This is a genomic window from Cellulomonas sp. S1-8 (assembly GCF_026184235.1).
In the GTDB taxonomy this organism is placed as follows: Bacteria; Actinomycetota; Actinomycetes; order Actinomycetales; family Cellulomonadaceae; genus Cellulomonas.
The window spans coordinates 4,491,867-4,504,702 of sequence record NZ_CP110806.1; the positions used below are offsets into that span (position 1 = coordinate 4,491,867).

At 71.8% G+C, this 12,836-nt stretch carries 11 protein-coding genes; 2 read left to right on the forward strand and 9 right to left on the reverse strand.

Going from position 1 to position 12,836, the window contains the following annotated elements; all coding sequences use genetic code 11:
* Positions 1 to 122 precede the first annotated feature (122 nt).
* Both trxB and trxA read left to right on the forward strand, forming a co-directional pair.
* Positions 123 to 1,148 carry a thioredoxin-disulfide reductase gene (gene trxB / locus OKX07_RS20310; RefSeq protein WP_265629811.1) on the forward strand — a complete coding sequence of 342 codons (1,026 nt, stop codon included), beginning with the start codon at positions 123 to 125 and terminating at the stop codon, positions 1,146 to 1,148.
* Positions 1,145 to 1,477, forward strand: a complete 333-nt coding sequence (trxA, locus tag OKX07_RS20315) for a thioredoxin (protein ID WP_265629812.1) — start codon at positions 1,145 to 1,147, stop codon at positions 1,475 to 1,477. Before trxB ends, trxA begins: the two co-directional genes overlap by 4 nt.
* A 152-nt stretch (positions 1,478 to 1,629) precedes the next feature.
* Here the strand turns inward: trxA and OKX07_RS20320 are convergent, their stop codons facing one another.
* From OKX07_RS20320 to rpmH, 9 genes are all read right to left on the reverse strand, one after another.
* Entirely contained in the window at positions 1,630 to 2,766 is a 1,137-nt protein-coding gene (locus OKX07_RS20320; RefSeq protein WP_265629813.1) for a ParB/RepB/Spo0J family partition protein, read from the reverse strand.
* A complete protein-coding gene (locus tag OKX07_RS20325; RefSeq protein WP_416220805.1) occupies positions 2,763 to 3,815 on the reverse strand; it encodes a ParA family protein in 1,053 nt (350 codons plus the stop codon). Before OKX07_RS20325 ends, OKX07_RS20320 begins: the two co-directional genes overlap by 4 nt.
* Positions 3,816 to 5,028: 1,213 nt before the next feature.
* The gene (gene rsmG / locus OKX07_RS20330; protein ID WP_265629814.1) at positions 5,029 to 5,715 is read right to left on the reverse strand and encodes a 16S rRNA (guanine(527)-N(7))-methyltransferase RsmG; all 687 of its coding nucleotides are present in this window, start codon (positions 5,713 to 5,715) and stop codon (positions 5,029 to 5,031) included.
* A gap of 324 nt (positions 5,716 to 6,039) precedes the next feature.
* The gene (locus OKX07_RS20335; RefSeq protein WP_265629815.1) at positions 6,040 to 6,519 is read right to left on the reverse strand and encodes an NUDIX hydrolase; all 480 of its coding nucleotides are present in this window, start codon (positions 6,517 to 6,519) and stop codon (positions 6,040 to 6,042) included.
* Between the two features lie 3,252 nt (positions 6,520 to 9,771).
* A complete protein-coding gene (locus OKX07_RS20340) occupies positions 9,772 to 10,284 on the reverse strand; it encodes a protein jag (RefSeq protein ID WP_265629816.1) in 513 nt (170 codons plus the stop codon).
* 64 nt (positions 10,285 to 10,348) lie between these two features.
* Complete coding sequence (yidC, locus tag OKX07_RS20345; RefSeq protein ID WP_265629817.1) at positions 10,349 to 11,527, reverse strand: membrane protein insertase YidC; 1,179 nt, start codon at positions 11,525 to 11,527, stop codon at positions 10,349 to 10,351.
* 22 nt (positions 11,528 to 11,549) lie between these two features.
* Positions 11,550 to 11,846 carry a membrane protein insertion efficiency factor YidD gene (yidD, locus tag OKX07_RS20350; RefSeq protein ID WP_265629818.1) on the reverse strand — a complete coding sequence of 99 codons (297 nt, stop codon included), beginning with the start codon at positions 11,844 to 11,846 and terminating at the stop codon, positions 11,550 to 11,552.
* 8 nt (positions 11,847 to 11,854) lie between these two features.
* Entirely contained in the window at positions 11,855 to 12,214 is a 360-nt protein-coding gene (gene rnpA, locus OKX07_RS20355; RefSeq protein WP_265629819.1) for a ribonuclease P protein component, read from the reverse strand.
* 11 nt (positions 12,215 to 12,225) lie between these two features.
* The gene (rpmH, locus tag OKX07_RS20360; protein WP_191783193.1) at positions 12,226 to 12,363 is read right to left on the reverse strand and encodes a 50S ribosomal protein L34; all 138 of its coding nucleotides are present in this window, start codon (positions 12,361 to 12,363) and stop codon (positions 12,226 to 12,228) included.
* Positions 12,364 to 12,836 lie beyond the last annotated feature (473 nt).

The following is a 12,836-nucleotide window of genomic DNA, read 5'->3' on the forward strand; positions in this document are numbered from 1 at the left end:
CCCGAGGACGGGTGCACGACGGGAACAGAAGCGCCCTACGATCGGTTGGACGAGCCAGCAGCAGGTCCGCCCTGCGCCCCTGTCGCCCACCGGCGACGCCGACCGACTCAGCGAGGCACACCGTGACCGACTCCGCCGTGCAGCCCACCCCGACCGACGTGCACGACCTCGTCGTCGTGGGGTCCGGGCCGGCCGGGTACACCGCCGCGATCTACGCCGCGCGGGCCGGGCTCGCGCCCGTCGTCCTCGCCGGCTCCGTGACCGCGGGCGGCGCCCTGATGAACACCACCGAGGTCGAGAACTTCCCTGGTTTCCCCGACGGGATCCAGGGCCCCGAGCTCATGGACTCCATGCAGAAGCAGGCCGAGAAGTTCGGCGCCCAGGTGCTGTGGGACGACGCGACGTCGCTCGACCTGACGGGGGACGTCAAGGTCGTCACGACCGGCAGCGGCGACGTGTTCCGCGCCCGCTCCGTGATCCTCGCGACCGGCTCGGCGTACCGCGAGCTCGGTCTGCCGGACGAGAAGAGACTGTCGGGCCGCGGCGTGTCGTGGTGCGCGACGTGCGACGGCTTCTTCTTCCGCGACCAGGACATCCTCGTCGTGGGCGGCGGCGACTCCGCGGTCGAGGAGGCGACGTTCCTGTCGCGCTTCGGCAAGACCGTCACGATGATCCACCGTCGCGACGAGCTGCGGGCGTCGAAGATCATGGCCGACCGCGCGGCCGCCGACCCGAAGATCTCGTTCGCGTGGAACTCCGAGGTCGTCGCGATCCTGGGCGAGTCCAAGGTCACCGGGGTCACGCTGCGCGACACCGTCACGGGTGAGACCCGCGACGTCGACGCCGGCGGGCTGTTCGTCGCGATCGGTCACGTGCCGCGCTCGGAACTGCTGATCGGCCAGGTCGACCTCGACGAGAACGGTTACGTCCAGGTCGAGGGGCGGTCCACGCGGACCAACCTCACCGGCGTCTTCGCGTGCGGCGACCTCGTGGACCACACCTACCGGCAGGCCATCACGGCGGCCGGCTCGGGGTGCGCTGCGGCCCTCGACGCGCAGCACTTCCTCGCGTCGTTGACGGATGTCGCCGACCCGATCGTCCCGGCCGACGGATCCGTCGGTCCCGTCCCCCACGAGGAGCTGGTGTGAGCACCGTCGACGTCACGGACCTGACCTTCGAGGCGGAGGTCCTGCGCAGCGACGTCCCCGTCGTCGTGGACTTCTGGGCGCCGTGGTGCGGCCCCTGCCGCCTCGTGTCGCCGGTCCTCGACGAGCTGTCCGAGGAGTACGCGGGTCGCCTGAAGGTCGTCAAGGTGAACGCGGACGAGAACCCGGGGCTCAGCGAGGACTTCAAGGTCCAGTCCATCCCCTTCATCGCCTTCTTCACGGGCGGCGAGATGGAGAACAGCCTCGTGGGGGCTCGGCCCAAGGCCGTGCTCAAGGCAGCTGTCGAGGAGCTGCTCGCCGCGCAGGCCTGAGTGCGCTCAGCAGCGTGGTCGCGCAGTCGGATGTACGTCGGCGCCACCCACGTCTGTACGTTCGAGCCGGTTGAGGGGCCTGACCAGGGCGGACACTGCTCATCCTCTGGACCACACGACCCCGCCGCGGACGTCGCGGCGGGGTCGTGCTGTCAGTTCTTCAGGACGCCCGGGTCCTCCGGGGCGAGCGCCCCGAGGATGCGGTTGAGGTCCTGGACCGACGCGAACTCGACCGTCAGCTTGCCCCGCGTCTTGCCGAGGTCGACCTTGACGCGCGTCTCGAACCGGTCCGACAGGCGCGAGGCGAGCTCGTCCAGCGCCTCGTTGCGGACCCCTGCCCGCGGACGCTGCCGCCGCGTCGGCGCGCTCTCGTCGCCGCCGAGCGACACGATCTCCTCGACCGCCCGGACCGACAGGCCCTCGGAGACCACGCGCTGCGCCAGTCGCTCGATCGCGGCGCCGTCGCTGAGGCCGAGCAGCGCACGCGCGTGACCCGCCGACAGCACGCCGGCGGCGAGCCGACGCTGCACCAGCGGAGGCAGGCGCAGCAGGCGCAGCGTGTTGGAGATCTGAGGGCGGGACCGGTGGATCCGGGCCGCGAGCTGCTCGTGCGTGCACCCGAAGTCGTCGAGCAGCTGCTGGTACGCGGCCGCCTCCTCGAGCGGGTTGAGCTCCGCACGGTGCAGGTTCTCCAGGAGCGCGTCCCGCAGCAGGTCCGCGTCGTCGGTCTCGCGCACGATGGCGGGGATCGTCGCGAGCCCCGCCTCCTGGGTGGCGCGCCAGCGGCGCTCCCCCATGATCAGCTCGTAGCCGTCCTCCGCCGCACGGACGACGACCGGCTGCAGCACGCCGATCTCGCGGATCGAGCCGACCAGCTCGGCCAGCGCGTCCTCGTCGAAGACGTGGCGGGGCTGGCGCGGGTTCGGACGGATCGAGCCGACGGGCAGCTCGGCGAAGCGCGCGCCGGGCACCGGGAGCAGCCCGGTGTCGTCCGCGGTGTCGGGGACTGCCGTGGCTGCTGCGACACCCGTGGGCGTGTCCGTCGACTCGGGCGGCGCGTCGGTCGACGGCGTCGAGTCCTGCCCGTCCGCCGGGGGCGCTGCTGCCGGGCCACCGGCCAGCGCCGCCTCCGCTGCGGCGACAGCCGCCGCCTCCGCGTCCGCCTCGGCCTTGACGGTGTCGGGGAAGAACACGTCGACCGGTCGGTCTCCGGTGCTGCGCGGGGTGTCGAGCCCGGTCGGGATGAGTGCTCCCAGACCGCGGCCCAGACCGCGACGCTTCTCGCTCACTTGTCCTCCTGTGCAGGGCCGCCCGGTACGCCGGCGGGGATGTCGGTGGCGCCGGGAACGGCGCGCTCGGCCAGCTCACGTGCGGCCTCGAGGTACGCCAGCGCACCCGACGAGCCGCCGTCGTAGGTCATGACCGTCTGCCCGTAGCTCGGCGCCTCGGAGATCCGCACCGAGCGGGGCACCGTGGTACGCAGCGTCCGCTCCGGGAAGTGCGTGCGGACCTCCTGCGCCACCTGCTGCGCGAGGTTGGTCCGTGCGTCGTACATGGTCAGCAGGATCGTCGACACCGCGAGCCGAGGGTTCAGGTGCGCCTGGATCAGCTCGATCGTCTTGAGGAGCTGGGAGAGACCCTCGAGCGCGTAGTACTCGCACTGGATCGGGATCAGCACCTCACGGGCGACGACGAAGGCGTTGACCGTGAGGAGCCCCAGGCTCGGCGGGCAGTCGACGAAGACGTAGTCGAGCTGGTCCATCCCCTGCGCGATCCGCCACTCCATGTAGGCGTCGAGGGCGGTCCGGAGGCGCGTCTCCCGCGCCACCATCGACACCAGCTCGATCTCGGCGCCCGACAGGTCGATGGTGGCCGGCAGGCACCACAGGCCCGGGACGTCCGGGCTCTCCTGCACGGCCTCGTGCATGGGCGCGGAGTCGACGAGCACCTCGTAGATCGAGGGTGTCCCCGCCCGGTGATCCACCCCCAGCGCCGTCGACGCGTTGCCCTGGGGATCGTTGTCCAGGACGAGCACCTGCAACCCCGCCTGCGCGAGGGCCGCCGCCAGGTTGACGGTGGTCGTGGTCTTGCCGACGCCGCCCTTCTGGTTCGCGACGGTGATGACACGGGTCCGCTCAGGCCGTGGGAACTTGCGTCCGCGGAGCTCGATGCGCCGACGTGCGTCGAGCTGGATCTCGGCCAGGAGAGGCGTGTCGGCCGAGGGTCGCGGGAGGCTGTCGACGAGGGCGGCACGATGCGCCTCCTCGGAGTCAGGAGCAGCGGTCGTGGTGCGCTCATGCGCCGCGTCGGGACGCAGTGCGCCAGGCAGGTCTTCCACTGTGCCTCTCTCGTCGTCCACCGCTGGGAGTGGGGCGTCGTTGCTGGTCAGCGCGCGACCGTCTGCGGCCGGCCCGACCGGGGGGCCCGCCGGAGGGGCCGTCGCCACGGCCTGCTCCCTTGTCGCGCCGGACGCCTCCGGCGCGGGGGCAGTAGTCGCAGGTCCAGTAGTCGCAGGGCCAGTAGTCGCGGGAGCAATGGTCGCGGGGCCGGCAGTCGGGGCATCAGGCGTAAGGGCGTTGGAAGCGGGGACGTTGGGCGCGGGCGCGGTGAGCGCGGGCGCGTTGGGCGCGGCGGCAGCCAGCGCGGTGGTGTCCAGCGCGGCGTCGGCGGACGCGGGGGCGACGGCCGGGGGCGCGTCATCCGCTGCAGTGGCGTGAGCGGGAGTGTCCGATGCGGCCGTAGCCGGCGGTGTCGTCTGCCAGGGGTAGGCCGCGCCCATGTCCGCGACCGAGACGGGCTGCGGGCGTCCCGCCCTCCGGGGCCGAGTGTCACTCTCGGGCTCCGGCGCGATCGTCTCCACGGCGGCAGGAGCGACGACGGCGGGGTTTGCGCCCTGAGAGGGAGAACCGGTCGACGACCCGGGGTGGTCCGCGGAGGTCGCGGTGACCCGCCCAGCGGCATCGGCGTCGCGCGATGGCGTTTCACGTGAAACGGGCGCGGTGGGCGCCGACGTCGTGCCCTCCTGTCGCCCGCTCGCCATCACCGGAGCCGCTGCGGTTTCACGTGAAACGGGGGCGGACGCCGAGACGGCCGCGCTCCCTTGCTGGGTAACCGGCGCCGGCGCGTCGCTCGGGCTGGTCCCGCTGGCCGCATCCGCCGGGCGTCCGTCGGATGCCGGGCGGGCGCTCGGGCCCGAGCCGTTTGCCGACGGAGCGGCGTTGCCTGCCAGGTCCTCCGACGTCCAGCGAGGTGCGGACGCGGGGGGCACCGCCTGGGAGGATCCCGGGGTGGCTGCTCCGCCGGTGCGGTGCGGTTCGGTGACGGTGGCCGCGTCGGTTGGGCGGCCTGGTGCGTCAGCGACAGGCTGCGCCCCCGCCGGAACCCACGCCGGGCCGGCGCTCGGCAGCGGACCGCCGAGGACGCCGAGGCTCTGTGGCCCGACCTCGTGAGCTGGAACTTGCGGGCTGCCCACCGCCTCGCCTGGGCTTGGCGGCGGTGCCGGCGCTGCTGCTGCGCGCTCGGCCGCCTCTCGTTCCTCTCGGCGCTTCTTCCTACCGAACACGCGGGCTCCTTCCTCGTACGGCAGACACGACCCGCGTGGGTTCGGTTCCGTCAATCGTCGACGCCTCGTGCACCTGACCGTCGATCAGGCCGACCGACCTCATCACCTGCGCGGCAGCCGCCAGCTCCTCGGCCGCTCGCGCACCCTTCATCGCCAGCACCGAGCCGCCGTCACGCACCAGGGGTGCCGTCCAGCGGTACAGCTTCTCGAGCGGAGCCACCGCTCGTGCGGTGACGGCGTCTGCCTCGAGCGCGCCGTCGAGCTCCTGCGCTCGCGCGCGCCTGACCTCGACGTTCGTGAGCCCGGTGCGCTCCACTGCATCGTGCAGCCAGGCCACCCGTCGCTCCATGGGCTCCACGAGGACGACCTCGGCGCGGGGTCGCATCGCGGCGATGACGATGCCAGGCAACCCCGCTCCCGATCCGACGTCGACGATCAGCCCGGTCTCCGGGAGGAAGGGGACGACCGCGGCGGAGTTGAGGAGATGCCGCTCCCAGAGTCGGCCGACCTCGCGCGGCCCGACGAGACCACGGAGCTCGCCCTCGTCCACCAGCAGCCGGTGGAACATCTCCACCGCGTCCCAGGCACCCCCGAAGAACGCCGCGAGCCGGGGATCTCCCTCCCAGGGGTCGAGCAGGAGATCGCTCGCGATGTCTGCGCGCGGCAGGTCAGGCACCCGTCGGCTCCCCGTTCCACGTGAAACACGCGACGATCCGTGAGCCGGATCGTCGCGCGCCTACGCTACCCCGCCGGTCCCTCGTCGGGAGCGCTCACCCGCCCGTTGGACGTGCCCGGTGTGTCACCACCTGTCCCCTGGCCGACCTCACTGTGCGGCTGGCGTCATCGGTCCGTCGTCCGCCGCCGTCGAGCTCTTGGGTGCCGCTCCGCGAACTACGAGCAACGCGATCTCCCGTCCGCGCCGGCGCAGTCCGGTCCTGGCCGCGTCTTGCGTGCGATTCCGCCCGAGGCCTCGAGACTCATGCCGTCTCTGCGGCACCTCTCAGGGGTGTCTCGCGATGCGTCCGGTGGCGACCGGTCCGATCAGAGCGGCGAGGCCGTCCGGGTAGAGGGGGACCGCATCCTCGGAGAGGGAACGCCACACGCCCGTGACGAGAGGCTGGTCGAGACACGGTCGTCGCTCCGCCGCGTAGTCACCCGCGTGAGCCAGCTCGGCCTCGAACACCAGGACGATCTCATGGCCCGGTCGCCCGTCGTAGGTGAACAGGTTCTCCAGCACCCCGAGCTGTCGGCCGACCGTGATGGCGAGTCCGTACTCCTCCTGCAGCTCCCGGACCACGGTCTGTGACGCCGCCTCGCCGAACTCGATCCCCCCACCAGCCGGCCGGTGGAAGGTGAGTCCCGTGGTGGGCTCGACCACCTCGTCGACGAAGATCTGGGATGTGCCCGGCCGGCGGATCACCGCGAGGGCGAGGGCTCGGACAAGGGGCACGACACGAGCGTAGGCCGCGAAGCACGTCACGCAGTAGTCGATCGGTGAGGCGGTCGCCGTCGCCGGACAAAGGCTCGGCCGGCTCGCGACCGACCTGCGCGAGCGCATCGGGACGACGCCTGGCGTGATGCCCCTGCCGGGACCGCTGACCGAGCGCCCATCCGCACAGGTGTGCCGGGGATGAATAGCACGTCCAGCGCGTTGCTCGAACGGATCGCGCCGCCCGACTCGGGTGCGGGCGTCGGTGCACACGACGTCGTAGCCGCACTCACATGCGCCTGCCGGTGGTGCAGTCGTGCGCCCCCATGCCGACGACTCCACCTAGGCACGCTGAGCGAACCTGCGTGTTCGGGGCGCCGGCCCCCTCGGCCGTCCCACTCGCACGAGCGCGCGGCCGTCGTGACCGTCCCCTCGCAGGACGGCGCCTCGATGCCGCGCTCGTTTCACGTGAAACGGCGCGACTTCGCGGTCTGCATACTGCGGTCCGCGCGTCCCCGGTGTCCTCGCTCGCCGGGATCGAGGCCCATGTGGGCACAGGTCGCAGCAGCGTCCCTCCCCTGGCCCGCGATCCACACGCGAGAGGCGCTCGAGAACGCCCACCTATGACGCTCCGTCGGGGATCACACCCGCTGCGGCCGGGGCCACCCCCGGAGAGCGAGATCGTCGGGCCGCGTTCGCACCTGCCTTCGAGCGTCGCCTCCGAGGAGTGACCGGCGGTCGAGGGGCCGCGCATGCAGCCGAGCGAGATAGCGCACCCGGCGGTAGTCGGTGGAGCGCACAAGGGTCGCGGCGGGTAGACCACGAGGTGGGCATACGGAGCGCACCTCGTTGGCGGGCTTCCTGCCGGGTAGGTCTCCCCTGTCACGAGTCGCGGACCTCCCCGAAGGACCCTCTTCCAGGCGTCGCGGACGAGCGCGCGTACCGTGACCAGCGCTCTCTCGAAGGACCACCGCTCGGAACCCCACCACTGGACGCCAATCGCGCGGACGACCCGCATCTCTGCGCGTCGGGAGATCCCTGCCTCCACCGCCGGCCGTCCGACACTGATCCCGCGCGCATGGCGGCGGGAGGACGGTCACGAATGCCCGCCCTCCGCCGGGTGACCACCGCCATCCAGCTGGCACGCACGAACGGCGACGCGACACCGAGGCACCGGCGCAAGCACCGGCCCCACAGGGCCACCATCGCCGACGAGGGCCACCACCGCCGACCAGCGGTCCATACGCACGCCTCGACCCCTCAACGGGCACCACCGCCAGCCACCCCCACCAAGGGCCCCTCCGTCAGGCAGCCCGCCCGCGCCCACAGCGCGACCCTCGACCGAGAAGTTCGGCGGCCACGGAACGGAGCCCAGTCGCGGCGACTGACCTCGCCCACCACACCTCGACTCATGGAGCAGCTCGACGGTCGGCCACCGAGGGAGCCCACCTACCCATGACCGGACGGGTCAGGCGCCCGTAGTCGCCCTCACGGCTGGGGTCGGCCTCATCTCGTCGGGTGACCTGCGCGGCGCCCGCTCTCTTCGCAAGCGGGTGCGATCTCCCAGACCAGGATCGTCGCGGCCGGACAGGACCCGCGCCCGCGGGCGTGCCCTCAGGGCTGTGACCTGCGCATTCACTTCGATCCGTCTCCAGGACGGCATCTTCGAGGAGAATGACCACGGAGCCAGCAACCCTGTGCCCGGGGACCCGCACGGCCCCACGCCACCATCGCGCCGAGACGACGATCGCGTCCGAGGGCGAGTCGACCGCACTCTTCTGAGAACCGCGCGGCAGGCGGGCTACGACTCGCAGTTGCACTCGACGCCGCGCGTCGCAGCCCGACGGAGCGCGCGTTCGGTGCAGAGCGGTCCTCCTGCGTCTCGTTCTCCACAGCTTCGCACCGCGCGCGACATTCTGCGTAGAGCGGGTCAGTGGCCCGGGGGCGACGAAGACGACGCGGACGCTGGAGGCCGGCTTTGGGCATCGAAGGCAGCAGTCTGCTCGCTGCGATCCGGTCCGCCTCCGGGAACCCCTCGCGATGCACAAGGCGCCAGGTGCTGGACGCAGGGCGCTGGGTGCCCGGTTGCCAGGTGCTGGACGCAGGGCGCTGGGTGCCCGGTTACCAGGTGCTGGACGCAAGACGTTGGGTGCCCGGTTGCCAGGTGCTGGGAGCCGGGTGCTGGAGGCCGAGTGCTAGGAGTGGCTTCTGACCGCCGGCGTCGAGAGTGTGGGCCGCGCCGGCTCGGGCCGGCGGGTACGCAGGCGGTCGCCCGGCGTTTCGGCGCCGATCACGCTCGAGCGACCATCGCATGGCGGTGTTCCACGTGAAACGGTGCGCCGAGGACGTTGCCGCAGGCAGCGACAAGCCCTCCTATCGCGCCCCGCATGTGCCACGTGGTGACAGCCCGAGGTCTTCCGCAGGCGTCCCGCCGTTCCTGTCACTGCGCCGACCGCGATCATCTCTGGATCGCTCGCGTACACGCGGACCCAGATCCCGACAGACCGCACCACCCGCCGACCGTGTTTCACGTGAAACAGCACGGCCGCTGACGCCCGGCGGCCCGGTCGGGGCTGTCCGCACTTCGGCCGTTCAGCGGGCTCTCTACCCGGGCGACTACGGGCGAGCGCGACGAAGCCATGGCGCACACCGGTGAGCAAGTCGTTTCCGCACGCTTGTTTCACGTGGAACGCTGCCGACGCGGCCGAGGCGGCTCGAGCTGCTCCGTCCGCCCCGCTCCTTCTCGCCCGCGCTTCTCCCTGGTCACCGCGCTGGACTTCTCAGCTTCACCACTCCGGCCCTCAGGCGCTCAGCGCACCCCACCTCAAGACTCCCGCCCTCTTCGCGTCGTTGCTCGCAGACCCCAGTCCTCGTGCTCGCCGCATCCGCTCCGCCGTCCCGGCGCTCCCCTTGCGACGCTGCACTGCTCGATGGCCGCGCCACCGCTCCTGCCCGCTTCTCCCCGCGGAACGGGCGACACATGCATGCCTGGCCCGACGACCTCACCGGCCGGCATCCATGAGACCCGCGCTCCTGCCCACCCGCGCCACCCGTGTCGTCCCGAGCGGATCGACCCGCCGCGCAACCTGTGGGCGACAACCACGGCTAGGTCCAGGCTCCCTGCAAGCGACGACCTCCCTCCGGGAGGAGCCCCCGGGGTCCCCGACCGACGAGACGTCACCGGCCTGTCCTACGACCCCACCCAACCCTGAAGTTCCACGTGAAACGTCCGGCGCAGGGCACAGCAAAGGGCGGATGGCTCCATGCCATCCGCCCTTCGCCGTGCCGTCTGCTGACGCGTCCTCAGACCGCGCGGATCACGACGCGCCGCTCCGGCTCCACACCTTCGGAGTCGCTCACGAGGCCGGCCTCGGCGACAGCGTCGTGCACCACCTTGCGCTCGAACGGGTTCATCGGGTCGAGCGTGACAGGTGCACCCGCCGACCTCACGAGCTCGATCGCCTCGCGTGCGATCTCGACGAGCTCGGCGCGACGAGTGGCGCGGTAGCCGGCGATGTCAAGCATCAGTCGGCTGCGCTCCCCCGTCTTGGTCTGGACCGCGAGGCGGGTCAGCTCCTGGAGCGCGTCCAGCACCTGACCCTCGTTCCCGACCAGCCGGCGCAGCGAGTCGTCATTGACGTCCTCCGCGACGATCTCGACCGCCGCACGTCCGTGGTCGACGTCGATGTCGATGTCACCGTCGAGGTCGGCGATGTCGAGGAACTCCTCGAGGTAGTCCGCGGCGATCTCGCCCTCCTCCTCGAGGCGGGTGACGGTCTCGCCGTCAGCTGCGGTACCGGGCTCAGATGTAGCCATCTCTTCTCCGTTCAGCGATGTCACGCCTGCACGCGCCCCACTCCGGGCATGCGTGCGGCGGTGGTCAGGATCCGGTGGAGCCGTCGGACGTCCGAGGAGACGACCCCTTGCGCTTCTTCTTCGGGCCAGGGACCACGGGTGCATCGGTGACGACCGCGTCGCTCGTCCCTGTGCCCGTGGCCGGCGCGTCCGTGACCGGCGCGTCTGTCACCGGTGCGTCTGTGACACCCGCGTCAGTGGGACCTGCGTCCGACGTCGTCGCACCGGACCCGTCCCCCGGCGTCCGCGGCTTGTTCCGGTCCTTGCGCTTGGGCTGCTGCCGCTGACCGCGCGGCTTCTCCTCGATGAGCGCCGTCGCGGCGGTCTCCTCGGCGACCTCGCCGCGGGCGGCTGCCTTGCGCGCCTTGCGCGCGAGGAACGCCTTCTCCGCCTCCGACCCGGGAACCGGCATCCGACGGATCGTGTAGAACTGCTGGCCCATCGACCACAGGTTCGTCGTGGTCCAGTACAGGAGCACACCGATCGGGAAGTTGACGCCCGAGAACGCGAAGATCAGCGGGAGCATGTAGAGCAGGATTTTCTGCTGCTGCGCCATCGGGCCCTGCAGCGCCGCCGGCGGCATGTTCTTCATCGTGAGCTGGCGCTGCGTGGTGAACGTCGTGACCGACATCGCGACGATCAGGACGACCGTCACCACCTGGATGTGCCAGTTGCCGTCGGCCTGCAGGAAGGTCCCCGACAGGGGCGCACCCCAGATCGACGCCGCCTCGGCCTGAGCGGCGAGCTCCTGGGTCATCGGCCCGATGGAGTCGGCGCGTGAGTACGTGCCCTCGGCGAGCCGCGGCAGCTCGTACAGCACGCGGAAGAGCGCGAAGAAGATCGGTGACTGCAGCAGGATCGGCAGGCAGGACGCAAACGGGTTGGTCCCGTGCTTGCGGTAGAGCTCCATCATCTCGCGGCTCATCGCCTCGCGGGACGCGGGGTCGCTCTTGCCCTTGTACTTCTTCTGCAGCGCCTGCATCTCGGGCTGCACCATCTGCATGCCGCGCGACGCCTTGATCTGCTTGAAGAAGAGCGGGATCAGCAGGATGCGCATGACGATGACGAGCCCGACGATCGACAGGGCCCACGCCGCGCCGCTCGCCGGGTCGAGCCCTGCCCAGGTCAGCAGCTCGTGGAACCTGACCATGATCCAGGCGACCACGACCATCAGGGGAAACAGCAGGCCGTCCATCCAGTCCATGAAGCAGTGCTCCTCGAGAGCGTCAGTGCGCGGCCGGGGCCGCGTCGTGAGAATGGTGCGCGTCGCGTGACGGGGGAACGTCGTCGACGCCGCCGGGGTTCCAGGGGTGGCAGCGCGCCACGCGGCGGGCGGCGAGCCAGCCGCCGCGCAGGGCGCCGTGCCGACGGACCGCGACCACGGCGTACTGCGAGCACGACGGGTAGAAGCGGCAGGTCGGGGGTGTCCACGGGGAGATCAGGCGCTGGTACAGCCACAGCAGACCGAGCAGGGCGAGCGTGGGAAGCCGGCGGACACGCCCCCACATCGACACAGGAGTCATGGGACGACCTAGGTGTCGCGTCGACGCGCCAGGCGCCGACCGGCCGCCTCGACCGCACCGTCGAGGTCACGCGCGAGCTCGTCGGACGACGCCGACGCCGCCGCCGGCTGCGCCCGGACCACGAGCAGTGCACCCGCGGGCATCGCGTCGAGCCGTGCTGCCACCAGCGCACGCAGCCGGCGCTTGACCCGGTTGCGGGTCACCGCGTTCCCCACCGCCCTGGACACGACGAGACCGACCGCCGGCGGGCCGGGGTCGGTCGCGGTCGTGAGGTGCACGACGAGGGTGTCGCGGCCTCCGCGCGCGCCCCGGCGCACCGTCTGCTGGAAGTCGGCAGATCGGCGCAGCCGGTGCGCAGCGGGGAGCACCGGGACGGGCGTCAGGCCGAGAGCTCGGTGCGCCCCTTGCGGCGGCGTGCCGCGAGGATGGCGCGACCGGCGCGCGTGCGCATGCGCAGACGGAAGCCGTGGGTCTTGGCCCGGCGCCGGTTGTTCGGCTGGAAGGTGCGCTTGGTCACGACGTTCTCCACACGTTTGTCGTAGCGATCGCGCGCAGTCGCGCGACCAGGTCCTGGTGCCGCGTTCCACCGCTCCAGGGAACGCACGCAGGTGCACGTGCGAAGGCGTCAGGGCGCGCCGGACGGAGCCGTTGAAAGGCTGGATCACGTTACGCTGCCGCCTCCGACCCGGTCAAATGCGCCCGGCCGTGCCGGCGGCACCGCGGCGGGCATCTCGTCGCCCCGGAGCGGGAGTCTCGCGCTGGCCGGCCGCATTACCCCAGGTCAGAGCCCGACCGGCGGCACCGCTCCCGGCGTGTCGCCTCTCTCACCCGGTCGCGTACTACTGCGGTGCGGGTGACGCCGTTAGCATCGGTCCTCGTCGCCTCCTCCATCCCCGGCCGGCGGTCCGCACGTCCGCGCCGCAGGTGCGCAGCGGTCCTTCCGTCGCGGTCAGCGACCACGTGGCGCCCGACCGCCGCACGCACGTCGCA